General features: G+C 57.7%; 26 protein-coding genes. 21 read left to right on the top strand and 5 right to left on the bottom strand.

Annotated elements, in window-relative coordinates:
* The 3 genes from AC2FMY_RS03255 to fsa all read right to left on the bottom strand — a co-directional run.
* Nucleotides 1–565 (bottom strand): site-specific integrase (locus tag AC2FMY_RS03255; RefSeq protein WP_496806980.1); only part of this gene is annotated, 565 nt, incomplete at its 3' end.
* Entirely contained in the window at nt 562–1,269 is a 708-nt protein-coding gene (locus tag AC2FMY_RS03260) for a DUF484 family protein (protein ID WP_496806981.1), read from the bottom strand. The genes AC2FMY_RS03255 and AC2FMY_RS03260, both read right to left, overlap by 4 nt.
* Before the next feature lie 302 nt (nt 1,270–1,571).
* A complete protein-coding gene (gene fsa, locus AC2FMY_RS03265; protein WP_480748017.1) occupies nt 1,572–2,225 on the bottom strand; it encodes a fructose-6-phosphate aldolase in 654 nt (217 codons plus the stop codon).
* 90 nt (nt 2,226–2,315) lie between these two features.
* Here fsa and AC2FMY_RS03270 point away from each other — a divergent pair, with 90 nt between their 5' ends.
* Nucleotides 2,316–4,511 (top strand): primosomal protein N', encoded by a 2,196-nt coding sequence (locus AC2FMY_RS03270; protein WP_480748016.1) that lies wholly within the window; start codon nt 2,316–2,318, stop codon nt 4,509–4,511.
* Between the two features lie 3 nt (nt 4,512–4,514).
* On the opposite strand, the gene AC2FMY_RS03275 is transcribed toward AC2FMY_RS03270, so the two are convergent.
* Nucleotides 4,515–5,576: a YeeE/YedE family protein gene (locus AC2FMY_RS03275; RefSeq protein ID WP_496745892.1), complete on the bottom strand. Its 1,062-nt coding sequence runs from the start codon at nt 5,574–5,576 to the stop codon at nt 4,515–4,517.
* Between the two features lie 127 nt (nt 5,577–5,703).
* Between AC2FMY_RS03275 and AC2FMY_RS03280 the strand changes: the two genes are divergently transcribed.
* The 4 genes from AC2FMY_RS03280 to AC2FMY_RS03295 all read left to right on the top strand — a co-directional run bounded on the left by AC2FMY_RS03280 (nt 5,704) and on the right by AC2FMY_RS03295 (nt 9,661).
* Nucleotides 5,704–6,936 (top strand): MFS transporter, encoded by a 1,233-nt coding sequence (locus tag AC2FMY_RS03280; RefSeq protein WP_496745890.1) that lies wholly within the window; start codon nt 5,704–5,706, stop codon nt 6,934–6,936.
* 6 nt (nt 6,937–6,942) lie between these two features.
* Nucleotides 6,943–8,337 (top strand): MATE family efflux transporter, encoded by a 1,395-nt coding sequence (locus AC2FMY_RS03285; RefSeq protein ID WP_496806982.1) that lies wholly within the window; start codon nt 6,943–6,945, stop codon nt 8,335–8,337.
* Nucleotides 8,337–9,215, top strand: a complete 879-nt coding sequence (locus AC2FMY_RS03290) for a 50S ribosomal protein L11 methyltransferase (protein WP_496806983.1) — start codon at nt 8,337–8,339, stop codon at nt 9,213–9,215. The genes AC2FMY_RS03285 and AC2FMY_RS03290 overlap by 1 nt, the downstream gene beginning before the upstream one ends.
* Before the next feature lie 101 nt (nt 9,216–9,316).
* Nucleotides 9,317–9,661 (top strand): hypothetical protein, encoded by a 345-nt coding sequence (locus tag AC2FMY_RS03295; RefSeq protein WP_496745884.1) that lies wholly within the window; start codon nt 9,317–9,319, stop codon nt 9,659–9,661.
* A 101-nt stretch (nt 9,662–9,762) separates the two neighbouring features.
* Here the strand turns inward: AC2FMY_RS03295 and AC2FMY_RS03300 are convergent, their stop codons facing one another.
* Nucleotides 9,763–9,975 carry a DUF1127 domain-containing protein gene (locus AC2FMY_RS03300; RefSeq protein ID WP_480748010.1) on the bottom strand — a complete coding sequence of 71 codons (213 nt, stop codon included), beginning with the start codon at nt 9,973–9,975 and terminating at the stop codon, nt 9,763–9,765.
* Nucleotides 9,976–10,308: 333 nt separating this feature from the next.
* Here AC2FMY_RS03300 and ruvC point away from each other — a divergent pair, with 333 nt between their 5' ends.
* From ruvC to folD, 16 genes are all read left to right on the top strand, one after another.
* Nucleotides 10,309–10,806 (top strand): crossover junction endodeoxyribonuclease RuvC, encoded by a 498-nt coding sequence (gene ruvC / locus AC2FMY_RS03305; RefSeq protein ID WP_480748009.1) that lies wholly within the window; start codon nt 10,309–10,311, stop codon nt 10,804–10,806.
* The gene (gene ruvA, locus AC2FMY_RS03310) at nt 10,803–11,486 is read left to right on the top strand and encodes a Holliday junction branch migration protein RuvA (RefSeq protein ID WP_496745883.1); all 684 of its coding nucleotides are present in this window, start codon (nt 10,803–10,805) and stop codon (nt 11,484–11,486) included. Before ruvC ends, ruvA begins: the two co-directional genes overlap by 4 nt.
* Nucleotides 11,487–11,493: 7 nt before the next feature.
* Nucleotides 11,494–12,513, top strand: coding sequence for a Holliday junction branch migration DNA helicase RuvB (gene ruvB, locus AC2FMY_RS03315; RefSeq protein WP_480748007.1), 1,020 nt, complete (start codon nt 11,494–11,496; stop codon nt 12,511–12,513).
* A 64-nt stretch (nt 12,514–12,577) separates the two neighbouring features.
* Nucleotides 12,578–13,201 (top strand): hypothetical protein, encoded by a 624-nt coding sequence (locus AC2FMY_RS03320; RefSeq protein ID WP_496745881.1) that lies wholly within the window; start codon nt 12,578–12,580, stop codon nt 13,199–13,201.
* The gene (ybgC, locus tag AC2FMY_RS03325; RefSeq protein WP_480748005.1) at nt 13,198–13,581 is read left to right on the top strand and encodes a tol-pal system-associated acyl-CoA thioesterase; all 384 of its coding nucleotides are present in this window, start codon (nt 13,198–13,200) and stop codon (nt 13,579–13,581) included. The genes AC2FMY_RS03320 and ybgC overlap by 4 nt, the downstream gene beginning before the upstream one ends.
* Before the next feature lie 109 nt (nt 13,582–13,690).
* Nucleotides 13,691–14,386, top strand: coding sequence for a protein TolQ (gene tolQ / locus AC2FMY_RS03330; protein WP_496745879.1), 696 nt, complete (start codon nt 13,691–13,693; stop codon nt 14,384–14,386).
* A 3-nt stretch (nt 14,387–14,389) separates the two neighbouring features.
* The gene (gene tolR / locus AC2FMY_RS03335; RefSeq protein ID WP_480748003.1) at nt 14,390–14,857 is read left to right on the top strand and encodes a protein TolR; all 468 of its coding nucleotides are present in this window, start codon (nt 14,390–14,392) and stop codon (nt 14,855–14,857) included.
* Nucleotides 14,858–14,872: 15 nt separating this feature from the next.
* The gene (tolA, locus tag AC2FMY_RS03340; protein ID WP_480748002.1) at nt 14,873–16,009 is read left to right on the top strand and encodes a cell envelope integrity protein TolA; all 1,137 of its coding nucleotides are present in this window, start codon (nt 14,873–14,875) and stop codon (nt 16,007–16,009) included.
* Entirely contained in the window at nt 16,006–17,325 is a 1,320-nt protein-coding gene (gene tolB / locus AC2FMY_RS03345) for a Tol-Pal system beta propeller repeat protein TolB (protein ID WP_496745877.1), read from the top strand. The genes tolA and tolB overlap by 4 nt, the downstream gene beginning before the upstream one ends.
* An 89-nt stretch (nt 17,326–17,414) precedes the next feature.
* Nucleotides 17,415–17,924 carry a peptidoglycan-associated lipoprotein Pal gene (pal, locus tag AC2FMY_RS03350; protein ID WP_496745875.1) on the top strand — a complete coding sequence of 170 codons (510 nt, stop codon included), beginning with the start codon at nt 17,415–17,417 and terminating at the stop codon, nt 17,922–17,924.
* Nucleotides 17,925–17,929: 5 nt separating this feature from the next.
* Nucleotides 17,930–18,751 (top strand): tol-pal system protein YbgF, encoded by an 822-nt coding sequence (gene ybgF, locus AC2FMY_RS03355; protein ID WP_496806984.1) that lies wholly within the window; start codon nt 17,930–17,932, stop codon nt 18,749–18,751.
* A complete protein-coding gene (gene tilS / locus AC2FMY_RS03360; RefSeq protein WP_496745873.1) occupies nt 18,748–20,001 on the top strand; it encodes a tRNA lysidine(34) synthetase TilS in 1,254 nt (417 codons plus the stop codon). Before ybgF ends, tilS begins: the two co-directional genes overlap by 4 nt.
* Nucleotides 20,002–20,077: 76 nt before the next feature.
* Complete coding sequence (ftsH, locus tag AC2FMY_RS03365; RefSeq protein WP_480747997.1) at nt 20,078–21,994, top strand: ATP-dependent zinc metalloprotease FtsH; 1,917 nt, start codon at nt 20,078–20,080, stop codon at nt 21,992–21,994.
* A gap of 339 nt (nt 21,995–22,333) precedes the next feature.
* Nucleotides 22,334–24,010: a formate--tetrahydrofolate ligase gene (locus AC2FMY_RS03370; protein ID WP_480747996.1), complete on the top strand. Its 1,677-nt coding sequence runs from the start codon at nt 22,334–22,336 to the stop codon at nt 24,008–24,010.
* A gap of 55 nt (nt 24,011–24,065) precedes the next feature.
* Complete coding sequence (locus AC2FMY_RS03375; RefSeq protein ID WP_480747995.1) at nt 24,066–24,371, top strand: chorismate mutase; 306 nt, start codon at nt 24,066–24,068, stop codon at nt 24,369–24,371.
* 55 nt (nt 24,372–24,426) lie between these two features.
* Nucleotides 24,427–25,317, top strand: coding sequence for a bifunctional methylenetetrahydrofolate dehydrogenase/methenyltetrahydrofolate cyclohydrolase FolD (gene folD / locus AC2FMY_RS03380; protein WP_480747994.1), 891 nt, complete (start codon nt 24,427–24,429; stop codon nt 25,315–25,317).
* Nucleotides 25,318–25,342 lie beyond the last annotated feature (25 nt).

Raw genomic sequence — 25,342 nt, forward strand, 5'->3', positions numbered from 1 at the left:
GTTCTTTCCCGCCTTTGCCGGTGATCCGAAGCGTATCCGGCAAGGGTGCGTCCATTCCCTTCAAAGACAAAGCTTCGGAGATCCTAAGGCCACAACCATAGAGCAAAGTGACAACCGCCACATCGCGGGCCGCTATCCAATCCTTTTCGGACTGCAGTTCGACAGTGTCGATAATGGCGCGAGCGGCGTCTTCAGCAAGCGGGCGGGGAAGCTTTTTGGTGAATTTGGGTGCGCGTGTGGATAGAACGGCGCTGGGTTCAAACCCTTCGCGCTCTGCCAGCCAGCGATAGAATGTCTTGACTGCAGACAGTTTGCGCGCAAGCGACCGGGCACCGACGCCTTCACTCCGTTGGTGCGCCATCCATGCACGCATGTCCGAGACTAATATCCTTGCGATGGGTGCCAGCCCTTCGGATTGCCCATGGTGCAATGTCATGAAGGACAGGAAATCAACCACATCTCCGCGATAGGCAATCAGGGTGTTTTCGGAATGTCCGGCCAGGGCTTTCTGGTTCTCCAGCCAGCGCTGAAGTGCGTCTCGGCAGGCTGGAGATATCAGGCTCACGACAGCCAGTGGCGCATCGAGCGTTCGAATACGCTGGCAAAAAATGACAGGAGATCGGTGCCAAGCTGCGGAGTGAAATGGCGGGGATCGGTGGAACCCATCACGATCATACCAGGAAGACGTCCGGTTCCCAGATCAAGCTTGAGGCACGCTTCGGATTTCAGTCGCATGGTCTGATCTCCAAAGATCTTCTGTGCAGAAGATGTTATCGGACGCAGTGTTACCGGTCGGGTTGCGCGCCGCGCATTACCACCGAGATAGGTATCGACAAAACCCGGCTCGACTACTTTCAATGCGTCGCCAAGCCGCGAAAGAACCGGATCGGTTCCATCAAGCGTGGACTCGAGGACAAGTGTGACGACGTCTACCCGCAGGATATCGGCTATGTCACCCCCAAGGGTCCCAAGGAACTCTTCGAAATCGGATGGTTCCAGCAGCCGAAGAATGGCGCGATGCACCAGATTGGTTCCTGCGAGGTTTTCATAAGCGGCAGCAATGACAGAACGGTGCGTGTCTTCCAACCGGTCGAGGCGGGCTTCCAGACGCTCCATTGCTATGGACCGCAAGTCTATGATGTTCTCGCCCATGGCGCGTTCATTGGCCGCAACCAGTGCTTGCATCAGATCCTTGTCGTCCAGAACAACGTCGGGTTTCGCTAGGATCGCGGCGCGCAGATTGTCTTCGAGTTTCGCTTCTCTGCTCATGATTTGTCCGTGTTTTTGTGTTGATGCGGTTTATAGCACGGCCTTTCGGCTTTGCTTAGGAAAAATCGAGGCAAAACCGTGAAATCGAAATCGCCCTGTGGTTGAAATGCAGCCAAGGCGTGCTGCTTCCTGCTAAGTCGCGACCAAAAGAGGTTTCCGGTGGAAAGCTTGGGGGCATGTGAGGGCATGGTTGGCCTGGCCGCGCACAAGACACGCTGCCAGACTCGATAGTCGCTTGCGCCGTGTAATCCGGTGTTAAGGGAATGTGTAAAAACCGGGGTTCCGCTTCACGAGCGGAAGTATCAAAGGATTTTCTGCCCAGTCTTAGCCCAGTCCGCCAAAAAGGTTTCAAGCCCTTTGTCGGTCAGCGGATGATCAGCCAACTTTTTGATCACGGCGGGCGGCGCGGTTATGACGTCGGCCCCGATCCGGGCGCTTTCAGTGACATGGTTCACGGTGCGGATCGAAGCGGCAAGGATCTCTGTCTCAAAGCCGTAGTTGTCATAGACGTGGCGGATGTCAGCAATCAGATCCATGCCATCAAGGTTGATGTCGTCAAGGCGACCGATGAAGGGTGAGATAAAGGTGGCACCCGCCTTTGCGGCGAGAATCGCCTGATTCACCGAGAAACACAGGGTGACGTTGACCATCTGCCCTTCGTCAGTCAGCGTTTTACAGGTTTTCAACCCGTCCCAGGTCAGCGGCACTTTGACTGCAATGTTCGGCGCGATGTTGGCCAGCTTGCGGCCTTCGGCAATCATGTCTTCTGCTTTTGTCGCAACAACTTCGGCCGACACCGGGCCATCAACGAGATCACAGATCTCCTGGGTTACTTCCAGAATGTCACGTCCCGATTTCAGGATCAGCGACGGGTTGGTGGTCACGCCGTCCACCATGCCCAGATCGTTCAGTTCCGCGATGGCATCGATCTCGGCGGTGTCTACAAAGAATTTCATGGGGCAGTCCTTTGATGGGTTGGCCTCTGTCGCGCTTGCCTTTACCTCAAAGGAACACCTGCCGAAACCCCTGTCGGAGAAAGGAAACACTTGAGGGCACCAGAATACTTTGGCCAAGGCGAGTTGGTGGCGGTTCTGACCACGCAGCCTCTTGATCGTACGCTGGACTACAAGGCGCCCGAAGGTGGCTGCTTTCCGGGTGCGTTCGTCGAAGTTCCATTGGGTCCGCGCAAGGTGCTGGGCGTGGTCTGGGGGGCGGGCAGAGGCGATTTCGATCGCTCCAAGATACGCTCGGTGATCCGGGTTCTGGATGTGGCGCCGATGCGCGAAGAGATGCGCCTGTTTCTGGCGCGCGCCGCAGATTACACACTGACGCCGATGCCCGCGATGCTGCGGCTGGCCACGCGTGCGCCCGGTCTCGCGGATCCGCCATCCATGCGCAAGATCTATCGGTCAGGCAATGTCGAACCGGATCGGTTGACAGACGCGCGCAGGCGGGTTTTGGAGGTTTTGCGCGACTACGGTGGCCTCGCCTTTACGTTGAGGGAATTGGCAGAGATGGCCGGGGTGACATCTTCGGTTGTCAAAGGGCTGGTCAAACAGGGGGCAGTGCGCGAGGAGGACAGTCCTCGAGATTTGCCTTACCCGATGCTCGATCCAGATAAACCGGGCAAGGTGCTGACGGAAGACCAGACTTTCGCAGCACGGACATTGCAACGAGCAATTCTGACGGGCGATTACGGTACGACGTTACTGAAGGGTGTGACCGGGTCGGGCAAGACCGAAGTGTATCTTGAGGCCGTGGCCGAGTCGGTCCGACTAGGAAGACAGGCGTTGGTACTGTTGCCCGAGATCGCCTTGACCGCCGAGTTCCTTACCCGCGTCGAAGCGCGCTTTGGGACCCGCCCGGCGGAATGGCATTCCGGCGTGACACTGACAGAACGCCGCCGTGTCTGGCGTATGGTCGGTCAGGGCGATGCGCAACTCGTTGTGGGTGCGCGCTCGGCGCTGTTTCTACCTTTTCGCGATCTTGGGCTAGTCGTGGTCGATGAAGAACACGACACATCGTACAAGCAAGAGGACGGAGTACTCTACAATGCGCGTGACATGGCCGTTCTGCGCGCTGCAATCTGCGGGGCGCGGGTGGTGCTGGCCAGCGCGACTCCCTCTTTGGAAAGTTGGGCAAACGCTCAAGCAGGCAAGTATGATCGGCTGGACCTGACAGCGCGCTTTGGCGAGGCGGTCCTGCCCGAGATGAAATCTTTGGACATGCGGGACGAACGGCTGCAGCCGGGGACGTGGATTTCACCGTCGCTCAGGCAAGCGGTCATCAGACGGATCGAAAAGGGTGAACAGTCACTTTTGTTTATCAACCGGCGCGGTTACGCACCCGTTACTTTGTGCCGCGCTTGTGGCAATCAGATAGGATGTGATCATTGCGATGCGCGTATGGTCGAGCATCGCTTTCTCAAACGCCTGATGTGCCATCAATGCGGCGAAACCAAGCCGATGCCCGATGTCTGTCCTTCTTGCGGGGTGGACGGCAAGCTGGCACCGGTCGGGCCGGGAATAGAACGGTTGGCAGAAGAAGCCGCGGCGGCATTCCCCGATGCCCGGATCGCATTGCTGAGCTCCGATTTGTTCGGGTCCGCACGCGCGCTGAAGGAAAAGATCGAACAGATTGCCGAAGGGAACGCCGATATCATTATTGGTACGCAACTTGTGGCAAAAGGGCACAACTTTCCGAAATTGACACTCGTAGGCGTCATCGACGCTGATCTTGGCCTGCAGGGGTCTGACCTGAGAGCAGCGGAGAGGACCTTTCAATTGATGCGACAGGTCGCAGGTAGGGCCGGGCGGGCAGACAGGCCGGGCCAGGCACTGTTGCAGACCTTTCAACCCGAACACCCGGTGATCCGGGCAATTCTGGCGGGCGACGAAGAGGCATTCTGGAAGGCCGAGGCTGCAGGGCGACAGGCGGCGGGCGTACCGCCCTATGGGCGGATGGCGGGGATCATTCTGTCAGGTTCCGAGATTGGCCCGGTCTTCGATCTTGGAAATGATTTGGCCCGCAACGACTTTGCCATACGTCAGATCGGCGCTCAGGTCTTTGGCCCTGCACCCGCCCCGATTGCACGCATCAGGGGACGGCACAGGGTGAGATTGTTGGTCAAGGCCCCCAAAGGCGCATCGTTACAAGACGCAATTGCCAAATGGATTGCTCCGATACGGCTCAAGGGAGATATGCGGTTGGCAGTCGATATTGACCCGCAAAGTTTCTATTGACGATCAGATCGGCACCGTCCCGGATTTCTGATCGACAAGCATGTCGGTCGCCATGGCCCCGACCCACATGCAGAACAAGGCCAGCCATGCGGTTCCGGCAAAGATCGATCCCCCGGTAACGCCCGCACCGATGGCGCAGCCCCCGGCCAGCATTCCGCCAAAGCCCATCAAGGCGGCGCCGATCATCGCCTTGCGCATGGTCAAAGCGTCATCAAATGCCTGAAACCGCATTTCGCCAGCCAGCCATGCGGCCAGCATTGCACCGATGAAAACGCCAGGAACCAGGCCAACGTCGAATTCCAGGACCGCATCGCGTTCAAGAAAAAACATCAGCGTATGCGCCGAAGGTCCGGTGAATGTCGCACTTTCGATTTGCACGGGTTCAAATGCAACTTGCGCAAGCGAGTAGGTCAGTACCCAGCCCAGAGCCACTGAAAACCCTACTCCCGACGCAAAGATCAACCGGGACACACCGATCTTTTGCCGGATCGATAGCGCCAATGCGACAAGTGCAATTGCCGCACCTAACATCAATCCACCGTATTGCGGTAACCCCAGCGCGGTCAGCATGTCCATATTGCGACCGCCGTCAGTGATCCACAAACTGGCCAGCTGATCGCGGAGCGGGGAAAGTATGCCGGTCAGGGTCATTTGGGCGACAACCGCAAAGATCAGCCCTGAAACCACTGAACGCAAATTTCCTGTTGCGGCCAGAACCAGCAAACGACCCGAGCACCCACGAGCCAAAACCATCCCGGCGCCAAACAAAAGCCCGCCTATGATCGCTCCGGACCAACTGCCGGGAACGGCCATCATGCGCGCGTCGGCCGACTCCATCAAACCCAGTAATTGTGCGGATTGGACCCAGACGACCGCCGTCGAAAATGTAAGGAACCAGACTGCAATCTTGTCCTCAATCCGTCCTCTGGCGAATTCGACTGTTGCGGCTCGCAGGCAGAATCGCGAACGCTGCGCTGCGACACCAAAAGTTATTCCGGTAATCAGACCGAACAGAGCGGCGGTTGGGGCTTCGCCGATCCGCTCGACGACGCTGACAAGGTCCATGGCAAACTCCATCGCATGCTTGGATGAGAACTAAGTAGATATTCAATTCTCTGCATTGATGCAGATCAGATGTGCGCAACCAGGTTTTCTCTCGCCAAGGTGACATATTGGGCGTAGAGGACATCTCATGCTGCAACCCGTCCCCTTGTCAGATGCGCGCGATCTGCCTTTCTGGCGCCGCCCGGTCACCTTGTTGTTTGTCATGGCCATGACCATGCCGATCGCGTTTAACGCGTGGAGCGCACTGCTGAACAATTTTGTCATTGAGGCGGCGAATTTTGATGGTGCCGACATCGGGTTGTTGCACACGGTGCGTGAAATCCCGGGTTTTCTGGCCATCGGGGTAATCGCTGTGATCATGGTGATCCGCGAACAGGTGCTGGCGATGATCTCGCTTGTGCTTTTGGGTGCTGCAACTGCGGTGACGGCATGGTTCCCAAGCCTGGGAGGATTGCTGTTCGTAACGCTCTTCAGTTCGATCGGCTTTCACTATTACGAAACGGTCAACCAGTCGCTGCAACTGCAATGGTTGCCCAAAGACCGAGCTCCGCAGGTTTTGGGATGGCTGGTGGCGACAGGCTCCACCGCAACTTTGATCGTGTATGGCCTGATCGTTCTGACCTGGAATCGTTTCGATTTGTCCTACAATACGGTTTTCATGGCCGCGGGCGGGATGACCGCGATTATGGCGCTATTTTGTCTTGTGGCGTTTCCACAGTTCGACTCCCCCACTCCACAAACAAAAAAGCTGATACTACGCCGTCGGTACTGGCTGTACTACGCGTTGCAGTTCATGGCTGGAGCGCGGCGGCAGATATTCATCGTGTTCGCCGGGTTCATGATGGTCGAAAAATTCGGTTTCGACGTACATGAACTGACCGGGCTGTACCTAATCAACCTGCTGATCAATATCTCCGTCGCTCCGATGCTGGGAAAGGCTGTAGCGTTGTTCGGCGAACGCCGAACCTTGATTTTTGAATACCTGGGTTTGGCAACGGTCTTTGCAGCTTACGGCGGTATCTATTGGTTCGGTTGGGGTGTGGTTCTGGCTGCCGTCCTTTACGTGATCGACCATGTTTTGTTCGCTCTGGCGTTGGCACTCAAGACCTACTTTCAGAAAATTGCCGACCCCGCCGATATAGCGCCAACTGCCGCAGTTGCCTTTACCATCAACCACATCGCAGCGGTGTTCCTACCCGCGCTGCTGGGTCTTTTGTGGGTGGTGTCTCCGGGTGCGGTATTCGGATTGGCCGCTTTGATGGCGCTGGTATCGCTTGGCCTGTCGCTGTTGATCCCGCGCCATCCCGAACCAGGTAACGAGACGGTTTTCTCAAAATATGCTCCGGCTCCGGCGGAGTGAGGCCTGATGTCTGACAAAAGGCGGTTCCTGAGCGGATCGACGATGGGGCATGTGGCGCGCATGACTCTGGCCGGTGCCGCCGGGATCACATTTGTCTTTCTGGTGGATGCGGCCAATCTGTTTTGGATTTCCAAACTCGGCCAGCCTCGTTTGATGGCGGCGATCGGCTTTGCCTTCGCAATCCAGTTTCTGTCAGTCAGCGTTGGCATCGGATTGATGATTGCGGCCACCGCGCTGATTTCGCGCCGGATCGGGCAGGGTCGGCGCGGGCTGGCGCGGCGTCAAGCTACCAGCACGATGGCCTTGGCATTCTTGATCCAGAGTGTCACAGGGTTCGGTATTCTGTTGTTCCGCCACCAGATCGTTGCCATGTCCGGGGCCGAAGGCGAAACAGCCGCACTGGCAGCGCGTTATCTGGCAATGACCGTGCCGTCTTTGGGCATCATGGCCGCGGGGATGATCGCCAATGGTGCGTTGCGGGCAGAGGGTGATGCCGTGCGTTCGATGTCTGTCACTCTGGCGTCCGGCGGCGTTGCGATGATCATCGACCCCATTCTGATCTATGGTCTGGGGTTGGGGTTGGATGGCGCTGCCGCCGGAGTGGTTCTGTTCCGGTTCGTAATGCTCGGCATGGCGCTCTATTTTGCGACCATTTCGAACGATCTTCTGGCACGTTTCAGGTGGCGTGATTGCCTAGGCACAACCCGCCCCTACCTTCTGATCGCCATACCTGCAATCCTGACCCAACTGGCGGCGCCGACCGGCAACTACATACTGACGTCGGTCATGGCCCAGTTCGGCGACCAGGCCATGGCCGGGTGGGCAGTTGTGGGTCGGCTTACGGTGGTCGCTTTCGGCGGCATCTTTTCTCTGGCAGGCGCGATCGGTGGCATCTTTGGTCAGAATTATGGGGCACGGTACTATGACCGGGTCTGCAGTACCTATCGCGATTCGATCCTGTTCGGTCTGGGGTATACGCTGGTGATGTGGGTTGTTTTGATTTCGGCAAGTCCGGTCATTGCCAGATGGTTTGAACTGCCTGCGGCTGCGCAGGGTGTTCTTCAGGCTTTCACCCATGTGGGAGCAGGTGGTTTCGTATTTGCTTCGATGTTGTTCGTCTCGAATGCGGCGTTCAACGCCCTGGGGCGACCCAGACGTGCAACTCTGACGAACTGGACAAGGGATATGGTGCTGACCTTACCAGCCGCCCTTTGGCTGGCTTCGATCTATGGCTCGTCTGGGGTCATTTACGCACAAGCTTTGTGCAGTTTCTTCGTGGGAATCGGCGCCGCTTCATGGGGGTGGAGATTCACAGTGTCGCTGGGTCGGGAAAAATTGCCAAACCTTGACCTCGAACCACCACGGTCTTACGCGCATGCAGACAGATTCAGGAGACGCTGATGCCCACATATACCGCATTGACCACATTGATCGGCAAAACCGCAGCCGAAGAGCTTGGCGAGGCGATGGAGCGGCTGCAGCCCGAACCGACCGGTGTCGGTGTGTTCGAAGTCGAGGATGGATCGGGGCTTTGGGAGATTGGCGGGTATTTTACCGAAGAGCCAGATGTTGCTGCCTTGGCGCTTCTATCGGCTGCGTTCGGGGCAAATCCCTTTGTTGTTTCAGAGCTTCCCGAAACTGACTGGGTTGCACATGTCCGCCGGGAACTTGCCCCGGTCGAGGCAGGGCGGTTCTTTGTCTACGGCAGCCATGATGCCGACAAGGTGCCGGACGGCAGCATTCCGCTGTTGATCGAGGCGGCAATGGCCTTTGGAACCGGTCATCACGGAACAACCCTCGGTTGCTTGCGGGCGCTGGATCGCTTGGTCGAAAACGGCTTTGAAGCGTCAAAGGTCGCAGACATCGGATGCGGGACCGCTGTTCTGGCTATGGCCGCGGCACGTGTTTGGTCCGGAGATTTTCTTGCCAGCGATATTGATGAAGTCGCGGTTGATGTGGCCAAGGCGAATCTTCGCGCGAACGGGATGGAGGGAAGTGTTCGGTGCCTTGAGGCGGCCGGGTTTGACCATCCGGAACTCAAGGCAGTGGGGCCTTATGAGTTGATTTTTGCCAATATCCTCAAAGGTCCTCTAGTCGCGTTGGCGCCTGATCTTGTGGAGAACCTTCAGCCAGGAGGATACGCCATATTATCGGGTATTTTGAATGAACAGGCACAAGATGTGGCGTCCGTCTATATCGAAAATGGAACCAATTTAGTGGAAAAAGAAGAAATTGGTGAGTGGACGACGCTCACTTTAACAAAAAATGGCGCAAAGTAGGCCTGTTTGCGGGGTTTTTTCGGTTTTCGCCATGCTTTCGGCGCATTTCGCGCCTAGCCTGACCTCTTAGAGGACAGGAGGGCGAAGTCCCGGAGGCTGCAATGGTTGATAAACCAATGGAGTTCGATCAACGAGTAAGGCGCTTGAATAAAAAGCACCAAGCCATGTCGCGCGGCTATTTTGCGAGAATGCGCTCGGATGGTTTGATTGTAATGAAACCGCACAGAGTCCGCTCGGCGCTGCCGCTTCGAGTGCTGGTGATGTTCGGGGTCGCTTTTTTCGTGTTCAAGGCTTTTCTTTTGGCCGCCTTGGGGCAAGCATCATACAGCGACCGGGTCGAGCGTCTGAGCGAAGGTACTTCGGTGGAGAAGGCTGGTGCGTGGGTGATGCAGGTCGAGCCCATCACCGAATTGATTGCAACTCAATTGGGGTCGATTTTGCGCTAAATTCAGCGACCAGTAGTGAAAAACGCCGCGTCTGGGAGAATACGCGGCGTTTTCGTTTTGCCCCCGAGGGAAAAGAATGGGGCGGGATGTGAGCGGCAGGCTTAGCGCTTACCATTGGCAACAAGATCAATGTCGCCACGGCACATGCCGATATCTTCCAATTCACGATCCGACAGCCCGGAAAGTGCGTCACGGGTGACGCGGGCGTCATTCCATTCGACAAAGGTGTTGATGACCATTGCGAAAAGCTCGCCGATACGGCCAACGAGGCCGAACGAGCCAGTGGTGGTGCGGGTGGTGTCCAGTGCAGCCATATCCTGTTTCCTTCTATCTAGAATGAATCGTACGTTGTTTCGATCTGCCGGGCATCTAGTGAGGTAAGAGTGTATCCACAAGCGCGAAAAATGCATGTGTCCTATGCAGTTTCTGCAATGGTCTGATGCTGTGAAACAGCCTTGAAACATTGGTGAATTTCGCCCTTTCAGTGTGTCGAAACCAGACCGCAAAAAGTCGAATTTGAGCGCCGAAGTCGTGAGTGTGGCATCAATGTCGTTTTTGTGCGTGAACGCAAACTTCTTGGAGAATGTTCTTGTTTCGTGCTAGTGGGGTAAAAAGGCATCAATAACCCGAGCGGGCCGAGGCGGAATATGCGAATTCTGGGGATTGATCCGGGGCTGCGTACCCTGGGATGGGGCGTCATCGAATCACATGGCAGTCGTCTTAGCCACGTAGCGAATGGGCTGTGTCATTCCGACGGTGATGATCTGGGTGAAAGGCTGTTGTCGCTTCATAATCAGATCGTCGAGGTGATTGCGGCCCATGCACCCGATCAGGCTGCCATCGAACAGACTTTCGTGAACAAGGATGGGGCCGGAACGCTGAAGTTGGGTCAGGCGCGAGGTGTGGCATTGCTCACCTTGGCCCAAGCGGGGTTGCCGGTCGGGGAATATGCGCCGAACCGGGTGAAAAAGACCGTCGTGGGTGTCGGGCATGCTGAAAAGGAACAGGTCTTGCACATGGTCAAACTGCAACTGCCCGGATGCCAGCCCAAAGGTGCGGATGCAGCGGATGCGCTGGCTATTGCGATTTGTCACGCCTATTACGGCAAGACGCAACCGGTGCGGTTGAAAAAGGTGCGGGGATGATTGGAAAATTGACGGGGCGGCTGGGTTATCGGGCTGCGGATCACATTTTGATCGACGTGCGCGGTGTCGGATACATTGTCTACTGCTCCGACCGGACCATGGCGGCGCTGCCCGGAGCGGGTGAAGCGGTCGCTCTTTATACCGATATGGTGGTGCGGGAAGACCTGATGCAGCTTTATGGTTTCATGTCCTTGGTCGAAAAGGAATGGCATCGTTTGTTGTGTTCGGTTCAAGGCGTCGGCGCCAAGGTCTCGCTCGCCATTCTCGGAGCCTTGGGGCCGGATGGCGTCAGCCGGGCAATCGCACTTGGAGATTGGGCATCGGTCAAGGCGGCCAAGGGTGTCGGTCCGAAGACGGCGCAAAGGATCGTCTTGGACCTGAAAGACAAGGCCCCAGGTGTAATGGCTATGGGCGGGGCCGTTGTTGATGCGATGGACGGGCCCTTTGCTGAAGTAGTCGAGCCGACTATTGCCGAGCCTGCACCGGCAGGGAAAAAACTGCCAAAGCAGCCCGTTGGTGCCGCGGCAGCGACCGCTGGGGCATTGTCTGCCTTATCCAATCTCGGGTATGGACCGTCAGAAGCCGCCGCCGCCGTCGCTGAGGCTGCAGCGAACAATTCGGATGCAGGGGAGGCGGAACTGATCCGCGCTGCGCTGAAACTTCTGGCTCCGAAAGGGTGACTGATTGATGGTCGATGCTGATCCAACTCTTCGCCCAGAGCCTTTGCCCGAGGACAATGACCGCGCCCTTCGCCCGCAGGGATTGGATGAATTCATCGGTCAGGCCGAGGCGCGCGCCAATCTGCGCGTGTTCATTCAGTCCGCTCGCCAGCGGGGTGAGGCTATGGACCACACCCTGTTTCACGGCCCCCCAGGGCTGGGAAAGACGACACTAGCGCAGATCGTTGCGCGCGAATTGGGGGTGAATTTCCGCATGACCTCGGGGCCGGTTCTAGCCAAGGCGGGGGATCTGGCGGCAATCCTCACCAATCTGGAACAGCGCGACGTACTGTTCATTGACGAAATTCATCGCCTCAACCCGACGGTCGAAGAGGTGCTTTATCCCGCGATGGAGGACTTTGAACTCGATCTAGTGATAGGTGAAGGTCCAGCTGCGCGCACTGTGCGGATCGAGTTGCAGCCGTTTACACTGGTCGGGGCGACAACGCGGATGGGTTTGTTGACGACCCCCCTGCGCGACCGGTTCGGAATCCCCACGCGGCTGCAGTTTTACACGGTGGACGAGTTGCACGAAATCGTCACACGGAATGCCAGAAAACTGGGCGCACCTGCGGATCATGACGGCGCGCGCGAGATTGCGCGGCGGTCGCGCGGAACGCCCAGGATTGCTGGTCGCCTGCTGCGTCGCGTTGTGGATTTTGCCGTTGTCGAAGGCGACGGGCGGATCACTCGCGACCTGGCGGATGGGGCGTTGACCCGGCTTGGTGTGGATAATCTGGGTCTGGACGGAGCGGATCGAAGGTATCTCAAGCTGATAGCCGAGAATTATTCCGGCGGCCCGGTGGGTATTGAAACCCTATCAGCGGCGCTTTCGGAAAGCCGCGATTCGTTGGAAGAAGTGATCGAGCCATTCCTTTTGCAGCAAGGGCTGATCCAACGAACCCCGCGCGGGCGAATGTTGGCTCAAAAGGCCTGGGCGCATTTGGGGATGCCGATGCCAAAGCGGCAAAGCGACCTCTTTGGTTGAAGCATTGTGCCACAATGTATTATGCCTCCGGCGGGAGTAATTCCGAAAATAAGAAGTTGTACTTGTGACACCAGAAGACGTCGAAAACTTGTTCACGCGCGAAAGCGGTGAATTTCTGTTTGCCCGTTGGGGACGCCCGATCGTTCCGATCGTATTTGGGGTCGAGGCCCAGACCCTGTCGGTCGTAAAGGGTGCGTTCGAGGCTGTCGTGGCGTTGGCTGGTCACAAAATGGCCGAGACGGATCCGGAGTTGGGCGCCAATTGCATGGTGTTCTTCTTCCGCGAGTGGGAAGAGTTGCTTGAAGTGCCGGATCTTGATCGGCTGATCCCCGATTTGAAACTGCTAATCGACCGGCTGGTTACGGCAGAGGCCAACCAATACCGGGTGTTTAGGTTCGAAGAAGACGGTGCAATCAAGGCTGCATTTGTATTTCTGCGTATGGACAAGCAATTGTCCGACATGCCTGCCGAAACACTTGCATTGAACCAAGTGGTGCAGACGATCCTGTTGTGGTCCGACACAGCCTTTCGTGCGCAGTCCCCTCTGGCCATCGCGGGTGACGCAACGATCCTGAGGCCCGACGTTGCCGCGTTGATCCGGGCCGCTTATGATCCGGTCTTGCCGGGGGCGGCGCGGGACAGCTCCCATGCGCTGAGATTGTTTGCCCGCCTAGAGCAAACGCTATGACGCATGTCTTTCCTGTCCGGGTTTACTATGAAGATACCGACATGGGGGGCATTGTCTATCACGCCAACTATCTGCGGTTCATTGAACGGGCCCGCTCGGACTGGGTGCGTCAGTTGGGCAATGACCAGAATGCCATGCGGGATGCGGGCATTGTCTGGGTCGTGCGTCGGATCGAGGCTGACTATATTTCCACGGCGAAATTTGAGGATGAACTGGTTGTCGAGACCGAAATGATTTCGTTGTCCGGTGTCCGCTTGACCATGTCCCAATCGGTCAAGCGCGGCGAAACAGAGGTGTTCCGGGCCATGGTTACAGCGGTCTGCATGAATACGGCTGGAAAGCCCGTACGCCTACCGGCAGAGATTCGCGCATTGCTGTAACATTTTTTGCTACAGAGGTGGTATTGTTGGCATTTCATTCCGATCTACGCTAGCGTTCGCCAAAACAAGGCCGAAACAATGGCCCTTCAGGCAGAAAAAGAGCAGGTTCATGGAAGCTGAGACGCTGGCGCTGGCGCAGGAGATCGATTTCTCCATGTGGGGGCTGTTTGCCCGCGCAACTTTTGTCGTGAAACTGGTGATGTTGATGTTGATCTTCGCGTCCTTCTGGTCGTGGGCCATCATCATTCAGAAACTGATCAACTACCGAAAAGCTCGGGCGGAAGCAGAGGACTTCGACGAAGCCTTCTGGTCAGGCAATCCGCTCGACGAACTTTTTGATCAGACAGGACCGCAACCGGACGGCAGTTCAGAAAAGATATTTGCCGCCGGGATGATCGAATGGCGCCGCTCTCATCGCAATGATGGCGGGATGATAGCGGGCGCACAGGCGCGCATCGACCGATCAATGGATGTTGCGATCGCCAAGGAGTCAGAAGCACTGCAAAAGGGGTTGCCAATTCTTGCCACTGTCGGTTCGACTGCTCCGTTTATCGGCCTGTTCGGAACTGTCTGGGGCATCATGAACGCCTTTATCGAGATTGCCGAACAGCAGAATACTAACCTGGCCGTGGTCGCGCCTGGGATTGCCGAAGCGCTGATGGCTACGGGTTTTGGCCTGCTGGCGGCCATTCCGGCGGTGATCTTCTATAACAAACTAAGCGCCGACAGCGACCGGATCGTTTCTGGCTACGAGGCCTTTGCTGACGAGTTCGCAACCATCCTGTCACGTCAGCTGGACACCTGAGCCATGGGAGCTGCTGTTCAGCAAAAAAGTGGCACAGGGCGTCGGCGTGGCCGCCGGCGCGGAAGTGTACGGCCGATGTCCGAGATTAACGTCACACCCTTCGTGGATGTGATGCTCGTGTTGCTTATAATTTTTATGGTGGCGGCGCCGCTGTTGACGGTCGGCGTGCCGGTAGATTTGCCGAAAACGGCAGCAACGGCACTGCCAAGCGACACCGAAGAGCCGCTGACTGTAACAATGACCGCAGATGGTAGTGTGCAGATTCAGACGACGGATGTCGTCCGCGAGGAATTGATTGGAAAACTGCGCGCTATTGCGGCAGAGCGGTCGAGCGACAAGGTGTTCTTGCGCGCGGATGGTGCCATTCCTTATGCGCAGGTGATGGAAGTCATGGGGGCGTTGAATGCGGGTGGTTTTTCGAATGTCGGCCTTGTGACGGATACCGGCGGGCCGACGCTGGATGACGGTTGAGAGTGAGGACGCGGTTTGCAAACCGGTACCAAGATCTCTGGCGTCGCTCATGTGATTCTGATCGGATGGGCCTTGTTCGGCGGCACCTTCCGTTCCGAGCCATTGCCATTCGAAGTTCAGGATGTTTCCGTGATCTCGGCTGAGGAGTTCGCGGCCTTGACCGCTCCACAAGAGGCACCTGAAGTGTCGGATTCACTTGCGGCCCTTCAACAACCCGACGTGCCAGATGACAAACCTTCCGCTCCGGAGCAGGTCGAAGGCGAACTGCCCCGCCCTGAACCAGAAACGCCGCCGGAGCCCCAGGCAGAAACAGCGCCTGAGCCGGTTCTGCCGACACCTGATCCCGAAGTATCTGAGGAGCTTCCAACTTTGCAGCAGCCCGAGCCAGAGGTTGTCGCCCTACCAGTCCCGCCGGGGAAAAAGCCAAAGCCGCGCCCGGCCGACAAGGTCGCTCCACAGCCAGTTGCGCCGCCACTGCCGGACGTGACGCCTGACGATGTGGAAACCCCGCCTGTTGCGCAGGATGAAGGTGCGGAAGAACAGCAAGAGCAGCAGGAGCAAACCGCCCAGGAGGAGGCGACGGATCAAATCGTGACCGAAGCGGAGCAAAGCAAGGAGCTTGCCCCTGACCGGTCTCCGCGCCCGGCGTCGAGGCGCCCGCAAGCGCCCAAGCCCGAGCAGGTCGCTGAAGCGGAGCAAAAGCCCGAAGCCAAACCAGAGTCCTCGTCGACGAATACGGATTCAACTGCGAGCAGTGACTCTGCGGTCGAGGATGCATTGAAGGAAGCTTTGGCAAGCGGACAGGACGGTGCGCCTGCACCGAGCGGCCCGCCGCTGACCGGCGGAGAGAAGGATGCTCTGCGCATCGCGGTTTCGAATTGCTGGAACGTCGGGTCCCTGTCGACAGAAGCGCTGAAAACAACAGTGATTGTATCAGTGGCCATGCAACAGGATGGTAAACCTGTCGCCAACAGCATTCGCCTACTTGAAAGTTCCGGCGGATCGACCGGAGCCGCGCAGCAGGCTTTCGAGGCGGCGCGTCGCGCGATCATTCGATGCGGTGCAAAAGGTTACAACCTGCCTGCCGATAAATATGGCCAGTGGCAGAGTATCGAGATTACATTCAACCCCGAGAGGATGCGGATCAAATGATGAAATTCCTGACGAGCCTCCTACTGGGTGCGGCGGTGCTCGCCATACCCGCACTTGCACAGAACCAGCCGTTGCGGATCGAGATCACGGAAGGTGTGATCGAACCATTGCCTTACGCGATTCCAGATTTTGTGCCCGACAACGCGGCGGCGGTGGAGTATGCGTCGCAGATTGCACGGGTCGTGGCTGCAGATCTCAGTGGAACAGGACTGTTTCGCGAAATTTCAGCGGACGCTTTTATCAGCCGGGTGAGCAGTTTCGAGGCCCCTGTCCAGTTCGCGGATTGGAAGGCGATCAACGCACAGGCGCTGGTAACCGGTGCGGTCAATGTCTCGGGGAATCGTCTGACCGTCCGGTTCCGGGTCTGGGATGTGTTTTCCGGTGCAGAACTCGGCGACGGTCTGCAATTCACCGGCACCTCGGACGGCTGGCGGCGTATGGCACACAAGGTCGCCGATCAGGTCTACAGCCGTATCACCGGTGAAGGGGCCTATTTTGACAGCCGCGTTGCCTTTGTTTCGGAAAGCGGCCCCAAAGACCAGCGCCGCAAGCGCTTGGCAATCATGGACTATGATGGCGCCAATGTTCAGTACCTGACCGATAGCGCCGCGATTGTTCTGGCCCCGCGATTTTCATCGTCTGGAGATCGGTTGTTATACACAAGTTATGAAAGCGGCGCACCGCGCATCTATGTGCTGGATATTGGCAGTGTGCAGCGAAGGGTGCTGCCAACTCAAGAAGGGACAATGAGCTTTGCCCCAAGGTTCTCTCCCGATGGCGGCACAGTTCTGTATTCTCTGTCCCAAGGCGGAAATACTGATCTTTGGAAGATGGACGTTGCCTCGGGTAACAGTGCCCGGCTCACCAGCGCTCCATCGATTGAAACCGCGCCCAGTTATTCTCCGGATGGCAGCCGGATCGTATTCGAAAGCGACCGCTCGGGTTCGCCGCAACTGTATATTATGTCAGCCGCTGGCGGCGATGCCACGCGGATCAGTTTCGGCCCAGGGCGCTATGGGACACCGGTATGGTCCCCGCGCGGTGACCTGATTGCCTTTACCAAGCAGAATGAAGGCCGTTTTCACATTGGGGTAATGCGAACCGACGGCAAGGAAGAACGCCTATTGACGGCCTCTTTTCTTGATGAAGGGCCAACATGGGCGCCGAATGGGCGAGTAATCATGTTCACGCGGGAAACGCAGGGTGCAGATGGGCGGTCAACGCTTTATTCAGTGGATATTTCGGGGCGCAACCTGAAGGCGGTTCGCACGCCGGATGGTGGCAGCGATCCAACGTGGTCACCCTTGCAGAAATAGCGGCATAACGACTGCGCGATCTCGTTCACAAGGGGCGGGCAGTGTGGTAAACAAAGACAAACAACAAACAAACCAAGAGGCGACTGGAAATGAACGTATTGAGCAAATTTGCCGCTCTAGGCGCGGTGGCGCTGCTTGCGGCGTGCAGCAACAACGACCCTTCAACATGGGGCAACGGTGGGGCAGGCGGGGCCGGTGGTGTATTGGCGCCGGGATCGGTCAGTGATCCGCACTCTCCAGCATATTTCCAGCAAGCCGTTGGTGATCGTGTACTGTTTGCGGTCGATCAATCGACTCTGTCGCCCGAGGCACAGGCGACGCTGCAAGCACAGGCGGAATGGCTGATGAGCAACCCTGACTATACCGCGACCATCGAAGGTCATGCGGACGAACAGGGCACACGTGAATACAACCTTGCTCTTGGTGCACGCCGTGCCAATGCGGCACGCGAGTTTTTGGTCTCGCGTGGTGTTGCGGGCAACCGCCTGACAACTATCAGCTATGGCAAGGAACGACCGATTGAGATTTGCAGCGACGAGGCGTGCTATTCCAAGAACCGCCGGGCTGTTACGGTCCTGACCGGCGCAACTACAGGATAATTTCGATGCGCATCGCGGCTTTGGTTCTGGTAGCAGTTGTTTCCACGGCGGGCGTCGCCCGAGGGCAGGATCAGCAGACACTTGCGGATATCCGGCAGGAACTTACGGTTCTCCATGTGGAAATCCAGCGGCTCAAGCGCGAGTTTTCCACCACCGGGTCACCCTCGCCCAATCTGGCGGGCAGTTCGGTGTTGGAGCGCGTGGATGCAATCGAGGCTGAGTTGCAGCGGATTACGAAGCAGACCGAACAGCTGAACGCTCGAATTGACCGCGTAGTTATCGATGGTACGAACCGCATAGGTGACTTGGAGTTCCGGCTGGTCGAACTGGAAGGTGGCGATCTGGGAGCATTGGGTGAGACGACCACGCTGGGCGGTGATACGGGCGGAGAGACAGCACCCGTCATTGCACCTGCACCGCCAACCTCTGTGGGTGAGCAACTGGCAATTGGTGAACGGTCCGAATTTGATGCCGCTACTCAGGCTTTGGCCGAAGGCGATTTTCAGAAGGCGGCCGATCTCCTTACAGACTTCGACCTTAATTATCCGGGTAGCCCCCTGTCGTCCGAAGCGCACCTGCGCCGCGGTCAGGCGTTGGAAGGTCTCGGTGACACTCGGGAAGCTGCACGCGCCTATCTGGCCAGTTTCACCGGCGATTCTGAAGGGCCTTTCGCGCCAGAGGCGCTATATGAACTCGGCGCGGCGCTGGGGCGCTTGGGACAAACCGAACAGGCTTGCATCACGCTGGGTGAAGTCAATGTGCGGTTTCCGACATCGATCTCGGTGGCGGACGCCAGCCAGGAGATGGCGGCGCTGGGCTGTTCTTGACGCAGAGCAGCCATACATTTTCTAAAGAAATCCGGGCCGCGCTGCCACTCGATTTGCCGACGCGCCTGGGCGTCGCGGTGTCCGGTGGCGGAGACTCGGTTGCGTTGCTGAACCTTTTGAGCGAGGCACTAAAAGCCGAGAATACCGAATTGCTTGCCGTCACTGTGGATCACGGCCTGCGCAAGGGTTCAGCCGCCGAGGCCGCTGGCGTGGCAGCCTTGGCCAAGACTATGGGGCTTGCCCATGACACCCTGCACTGGACAGGTTGGGATGGAACCGGGAATTTGCAGGACCAGGCGCGCCGGGCCCGTTACCGGCTGTTAGTCGATTGGGCCAAACGCAATGAGGTGACGGCGATTGCCTTGGGGCACACTGCGGACGATCAGGCGGAAACGGTTCTGATGCGGCTGGGGCGCGCATCGGGCGTTTCGGGATTGGCAGCCATGTCACGCGTCCGCGAGCAGGGCGGAGTGCTGTTTTTGCGTCCTATGCTAGGGATCACACGGAACCGTTTGCGCCAGTATCTGTGCAGCAAAGATCTGGCATGGGTCGAGGACCCTTCGAATCGGGACGTTCAATTCGACCGGATCAAGGTGCGAAAATCGCTTCCAGAGTTTGAAGCACTGGGGATCACGCCCCTGGTATTGGCCGAAGTTGCTCAAAACATGGGGCAGGCGCGCGACGCCTTGGACCATTATTTGCGCAAGGAAGCCGAAAAGCTCACAACAATTTCAGACGGGGATATTCTGGTCGACCGGCAAGGATTTGCAGCGTTGCCCGATGAAATTGCGCGGCGATTGATTGTCGCGATCGTGCGATGGATCGGTGGAGGAGATTATCCTCCACGCCGAGCTTCGGTGCGGCGGATTATGACGGCCATGGCAGAAGAAAAAACCGCTGTTCTGGGCGGTTGCCTATTTCTACCGGACGGCGGAAACATGCGTTTCTGTCGTGAATACAACGCAGTCCGTGATTGCGTTTGTTCAATTGATGCAATTTGGGATCGGCGCTGGCACATCACTGGTCCGCTGGAAGTTGGAATTGAAGTGCGTGCTTTGGGTGCCGAAGGACTGAAGCAGGTTCCTGACTGGAGGGCTGTTGGTCGCCCGTATTCCACCTTGCTTGCGACGCCATCCGTGTGGCGCGGTGATGAATTGCGGTCGGCCCCGCTTGCCGGATTTGCCAACGGCTGGGAGGCGAAATTGCTTGCAAACGGCGAAGAGTTTTATGCATCGCTTTTATCGCATTGAACCTGCGGCAATCATCTCTATTTTAGTGGTCTAGCTGGCAACCTCCTTCAATGCCGAACGATTTGGGAGTATTTCCTTGGGCAACGCTCGTAATATCGCCTTTTGGGTCGTCCTTTTTCTGCTGATTCTGGCACTGTTCAACCTGTTCAGCGGGTCGGGCGGAACGCTCCAGAGCCATGAAAAGACCTATTCCGAATTTGTCTCTGCCGTGGACGCCGGTGACGTAAGCCGCGTGACGCTGGATGGCGAACAAATCCGATACCGGACCAATGACGGGCGCGACTATGTGACCATCAAACCGGGTGATGCCGAGGTGACCCAACTTTTGATCGGCAAGGACATTCCGGTTCGTGCGGAAAAACAGCAGCAATCCGGTTTCCAGTCATTCCTGATCACGCTTCTGCCCTTCCTGTTGCTGATCGGTGTCTGGGTCTATTTCATGAACCGGATGCAAGGTGGCGGCAAAGGTGGCGCGATGGGCTTTGGCAAATCCAAGGCCAAGATGCTGACCGAAAAGCATGGTCGCGTGACCTTTGACGATGTTGCCGGTATCGACGAGGCCAAGGAAGAGCTGGAAGAGATTGTCGAATTCCTGCGAAACCCGCAGAAATTCAGCCGCCTTGGTGGCAAGATCCCCAAGGGCGCGCTGCTTGTTGGCCCTCCGGGTACCGGTAAGACGCTTCTGGCCCGGGCCATTGCGGGTGAGGCGGGCGTGCCCTTCTTCACCATCTCGGGTTCGGATTTTGTCGAAATGTTCGTTGGTGTGGGTGCGTCTCGCGTGCGCGACATGTTCGAGCAGGCGAAAAAGAATGCGCCCTGTATCGTGTTTATCGATGAGATTGACGCTGTGGGCCGCCATCGTGGCGCCGGGTATGGCGGCGGCAATGACGAGCGCGAACAAACGCTCAACCAGTTGCTGGTCGAAATGGACGGGTTTGAGGCCAACGAAGGTGTGATCATTCTGGCAGCCACCAACCGCAAGGACGTTCTGGACCCTGCGCTGTTGCGTCCAGGCCGGTTCGACCGTCAGGTCACGGTTGGCAATCCCGACATCAAGGGCCGTGAAAAGATTCTTGGTGTGCACGCACGCAAGACGCCGCTGGGCCCCGATGTCGACTTGCGCATCATCGCGCGCGGTACGCCAGGCTTCTCGGGTGCGGATCTGGCCAACCTCGTGAACGAGGCTGCACTGATGGCCGCGCGCGTGGGTCGCCGCTTTGTCACCATGGAAGATTTTGAAAACGCCAAGGACAAGGTGATGATGGGGGCCGAGCGCCGCTCGATGGTGCTCACTCAAGATCAAAAGGAAAAGACCGCCTATCACGAAGCCGGTCACGCTGTTGTCGGTCTGTCTCTGCCGTTGTGCGATCCCGTTTACAAAGCGACGATCATACCACGTGGGGGCGCATTGGGCATGGTCGTATCCCTGCCTGAAATGGATCGGCTGAATTATCACCGGGACGAATGCAAGCAAAAGCTGGCCATGACGATGGCGGGCAAAGCCGCCGAAGTCATCAAATACGGCGAGGATCACGTTTCGAACGGCCCGGCTGGCGACATCATGCAGGCCAGTCAGTTGGCGCGCGCCATGGTAATGCGTTGGGGTATGTCCGACAAGGTCGGGAATATCGACTATGCAGAGGCACATGAGGGATACCAAGGCAACACAGCCGGATTCTCGGTGTCGGCTCATACCAAGGAACTGATCGAGGAAGAGGTGAAGCGCTTTATCCAAGAAGGCTATGAAAAGGCTCATGAGATCCTCAGTGAACGGAAAGAGGATTGGGAGAGACTGGCGCAAGGTCTGCTGGAATATGAAACGCTGACCGGTGACGAGATCAAGCGGGTCATGAATGGTGATTCCCCGCACGAGGGCGACGATGAAAGCGATGATTCGGATAAGGGGAACGCGCCCAGCGTCACGGCCATCCCCAAGACCAAGCCCAAAAAGACTCCGCCAGAGGGCGGAATGGAGCCGGAACCTACAACTTGATCAATGAGAGAGACCCGGGGATAATCCCGGGTTTTTTTCTACCGTCCTTGACCCCACGAACCGTTTGGAAGCGAATTTTGGTTTTGCCTGATTTATGGGAAACCAACTACTCTACTGTCCCGATCGGAATGGAGCTGCAACTCACACCGTTCGAAGAAAACTGAACGATCAGAAACTGATCACGTTTCCGATTTGAAACCTCAGATTTTAGCATACGCCGCTTCATAGCGTGATTATGTCGGAATCCATATCTTGCGCAATTGTACACAACGGTATGGGTTGTCCAGCGCCGACGCTTGGCGTCGGTTTTGCACGGACTTCAATCAGGGATCACGCCCAATGGCTTATAAATCCGATATCGAAATTGCCCGCGAGGCGAACAAGAAGCCGATTCAAGAGATCGGTGCGAAGCTGGGGATATCCAGCGATGACCTTCTGCCTTATGGCCACGACAAGGCGAAGGTGAGTCAGGACTTCATCAACTCGGTTCAGGGCCGCGAAAACGGCAAGCTGATCCTTGTGACTGCGATCAACCCGACGCCGGCGGGCGAGGGCAAGACCACCACGACCGTTGGTCTTGGCGATGGTCTGAACCGCATCGGCAAGAACGCGATGATCTGTATCCGCGAAGCGTCCTTGGGTCCGAACTTTGGCATGAAGGGCGGCGCTGCTGGCGGCGGATATGCGCAGGTTGTTCCGATGGAGGAGATGAACCTGCATTTCACCGGCGACTTCCATGCCATCACCTCGGCGCATTCGCTGCTGTCTGCAATGATTGACAACCACATCTACTGGGGCAACGAGCAGGCCATTGACATGCGCCGCGTTGTCTGGCGCCGCGTTGTCGACATGAACGACCGTGCTTTGCGTCAGATCACTTGTTCGCTGGGCGGCGTGTCGAACGGCTTTCCGCGGGAAGCGGGTTATGACATCACCGTGGCCTCCGAGGTCATGGCGATCCTGTGCCTGGCAAACGATCTGCAGGATCTGGAAAAGCGCCTGGGTGACATCATCGTGGCCTATCGCCGCGACAAGACGCCGGTTTATTGCCGCGATATCAAGGCCGAAGGCGCGATGACCGTTCTGCTGAAGGACGCGATGCAGCCGAACCTGGTGCAGACGCTGGAAAACAACCCCGCCTTCGTGCATGGTGGCCCGTTTGCCAACATCGCGCATGGCTGCAACTCGGTCATCGCCACCAAGACCGCACTGAAAGTGGCCGACTATGTCGTGACCGAGGCAGGCTTCGGGGCCGATCTGGGTGCCGAGAAGTTCATGAACATCAAATGCCGCAAGGCGGGTATCGCTCCGTCTGCGGTTGTGGTTGTTGCCACCGTGCGTGCGATGAAGATGAACGGCGGCGTGGCCAAGGCCGACCTGGGCGCGGAAAACGTCGATGCGGTCAAGAAAGGCTGTGCGAACCTCGGCCGTCACATCGAGAACGTCAAATCATTTGGCGTCCCGGTTGTGGTTGCCATCAACCACTTCGTCACCGACACCGATGCCGAGGTTGAGGCGGTCAAGGCTTATGTGGCCGAGCATGGATCCGAGGCGATTGTGTCGCGTCACTGGGAACTGGGTTCCGAAGGATCCGAGGCGTTGGCCCGCCGGGTGGCGGAAATTGCCGACGCCGATATGGCCAACTTTGCGCCTATCTATCCCGACAACATGCCACTGTTCGAAAAGATCGAAACCATCGCCAAGCGCATCTATCGCGCTGACGAGGTTCTGGCTGACAAGTCGATCCGCAACCAGTTGAAGGATTGGGAAGAGGCTGGCTATGGCAATCTGCCGGTCTGTATGGCGAAAACCCAGTATTCATTCTCGACCGATCCTAACCTGCGCGGCGCGCCCACGGGCCATTCGGTTCCGGTTCGCGAAGTGCGGTTGAGCGCCGGTGCTGGGTTCATCGTGGTTGTCTGCGGTGAGATCATGACCATGCCAGGCCTGCCGCGCAAGCCGGCGGCCGAGACGATCCGTCTCAATGACGCAGGTCAGATCGAGGGCTTGTTCTAAGCGTCGAAATACGCCAATCCGTGGCCCGGGACATCCCGGGCCACAGGAGATTCCAATGCCCCCTTTGACACCGCCGCAGGACTGCACAACGATGCGCGAGTTGCGGGTTCAGATCGACCGGATTGACCGGGACTTGATCGGAATGCTGGTGGCTCGCACGCGCTATATCGACCGTGCGACCGAACTGAAGCCGACTGAGGCCATGCCCGCCCGCATTCCGGCCCGCGTCGAAGAGGTGGTTCATAACGTCCGCGCTACCGCTGCCGTTTCTGGAATGGATCCGGATCTGGCCGAGCGTCTTTGGCGCATATTGATTGATTGGTCGATCGCCCGTGAAGAGCAGGTGATCGGCGCTGACTGAAAAGCGGCCTGCGCCGAGTTGCGCCCCGGGCCGAAGCTGATGGAAGGGATCGAAAATGGTCGCGCAAGTAATCGACGGAAAAGCCTTTGCCGCCACGGTACGCGAACAGGTGGCCGGTCAGGTTGCAAAACTGAAGGCAGAACACGGTATCACCCCCGGCCTGGCCGTGGTGCTGGTGGGTGAAGACCCGGCCAGCCAGGTCTATGTCCGCTCCAAGGGCAAGATGACCGTCGAGGTCGGAATGAACAGCTATGAGCACAAGCTGGATGTGGATACCTCCGAGGCGGACCTGCTGGCGCTGATCGACAAGCTGAACAATGATCCGGCCGTTCATGGCATTCTGGTGCAACTGCCGCTGCCCAAGCACCTGAACGAAGATCTGGTGATCAATTCAATCGACCCGGCCAAGGATGTGGACGGGTTCCACATCTCGAACGTGGGTCTGCTAGGCACCGGCCAGAAGTCGATGGTTCCCTGCACACCGCTGGGCTGCCTGATGATGCTGCGCGATCACCACGGATCTCTGTCGGGTATGGATGCGGTTGTCATCGGTCGCTCGAACATCGTGGGCAAGCCGATGGCGCAGCTGCTGCTGGGTGACAGCTGCACCGTGACCATCGCGCATTCGCGCACCAAGGACCTGCCGGATGTGGTGCGCCGCGCCGATATCGTTGTAGCCGCCGTTGGCCGCCCCGAGATGGTGCCCGGCGACTGGATCAAGGAAGGCGCCACCGTGATCGACGTGGGCATCAACCGCATCGAGCGGGATGGCAAGACCAAGCTGGTCGGCGACGTACATTATGAAAGCGCATCACAAGTCGCGGGCGCCATCACCCCGGTCCCCGGCGGCGTCGGCCCCATGACCATCGCTTGCCTGCTCGCAAACACCCTCACCGCCTGCTGCCGCGCAAACAAACTCCCCGAACCAGAAGGCCTAACCGCGTAATTCTGACCGGCCGGGCCGCCTAGAG

The organism is Ruegeria sp. YKSE079, from assembly GCF_059612845.1.

What these genes read in the sequence shown, in the direction of transcription:
- folD (WP_480747994.1), top strand. Translation starts at nt 24,427, where the DNA reads ATGGTCGCGCAAGTAATCGACGGAAAAGCCTTTGCCGCCACGGTACGC.
- ybgC (WP_480748005.1), top strand. Translation starts at nt 13,198, where the DNA reads ATGACGCATGTCTTTCCTGTCCGGGTTTACTATGAAGATACCGACATG.
- AC2FMY_RS03285 (WP_496806982.1), top strand. Translation starts at nt 6,943, where the DNA reads ATGTCTGACAAAAGGCGGTTCCTGAGCGGATCGACGATGGGGCATGTG.
- AC2FMY_RS03290 (WP_496806983.1), top strand. Translation starts at nt 8,337, where the DNA reads ATGCCCACATATACCGCATTGACCACATTGATCGGCAAAACCGCAGCC.
- AC2FMY_RS03300 (WP_480748010.1), bottom strand. Translation starts at nt 9,975, where the DNA reads ATGGCTGCACTGGACACCACCCGCACCACCACTGGCTCGTTCGGCCTC.
- tolR (WP_480748003.1), top strand. Translation starts at nt 14,390, where the DNA reads ATGGGAGCTGCTGTTCAGCAAAAAAGTGGCACAGGGCGTCGGCGTGGC.
- ruvA (WP_496745883.1), top strand. Translation starts at nt 10,803, where the DNA reads ATGATTGGAAAATTGACGGGGCGGCTGGGTTATCGGGCTGCGGATCAC.
- AC2FMY_RS03295 (WP_496745884.1), top strand. Translation starts at nt 9,317, where the DNA reads ATGGTTGATAAACCAATGGAGTTCGATCAACGAGTAAGGCGCTTGAAT.
- pal (WP_496745875.1), top strand. Translation starts at nt 17,415, where the DNA reads ATGAACGTATTGAGCAAATTTGCCGCTCTAGGCGCGGTGGCGCTGCTT.
- fsa (WP_480748017.1), bottom strand. Translation starts at nt 2,225, where the DNA reads ATGAAATTCTTTGTAGACACCGCCGAGATCGATGCCATCGCGGAACTG.
- tolQ (WP_496745879.1), top strand. Translation starts at nt 13,691, where the DNA reads ATGGAAGCTGAGACGCTGGCGCTGGCGCAGGAGATCGATTTCTCCATG.
- tolB (WP_496745877.1), top strand. Translation starts at nt 16,006, where the DNA reads ATGATGAAATTCCTGACGAGCCTCCTACTGGGTGCGGCGGTGCTCGCC.
- AC2FMY_RS03370 (WP_480747996.1), top strand. Translation starts at nt 22,334, where the DNA reads ATGGCTTATAAATCCGATATCGAAATTGCCCGCGAGGCGAACAAGAAG.
- ruvC (WP_480748009.1), top strand. Translation starts at nt 10,309, where the DNA reads ATGCGAATTCTGGGGATTGATCCGGGGCTGCGTACCCTGGGATGGGGC.
- AC2FMY_RS03375 (WP_480747995.1), top strand. Translation starts at nt 24,066, where the DNA reads ATGCCCCCTTTGACACCGCCGCAGGACTGCACAACGATGCGCGAGTTG.
- ybgF (WP_496806984.1), top strand. Translation starts at nt 17,930, where the DNA reads ATGCGCATCGCGGCTTTGGTTCTGGTAGCAGTTGTTTCCACGGCGGGC.
- AC2FMY_RS03275 (WP_496745892.1), bottom strand. Translation starts at nt 5,576, where the DNA reads ATGGACCTTGTCAGCGTCGTCGAGCGGATCGGCGAAGCCCCAACCGCC.
- ruvB (WP_480748007.1), top strand. Translation starts at nt 11,494, where the DNA reads ATGGTCGATGCTGATCCAACTCTTCGCCCAGAGCCTTTGCCCGAGGAC.
- AC2FMY_RS03280 (WP_496745890.1), top strand. Translation starts at nt 5,704, where the DNA reads ATGCTGCAACCCGTCCCCTTGTCAGATGCGCGCGATCTGCCTTTCTGG.
- AC2FMY_RS03260 (WP_496806981.1), bottom strand. Translation starts at nt 1,269, where the DNA reads ATGAGCAGAGAAGCGAAACTCGAAGACAATCTGCGCGCCGCGATCCTA.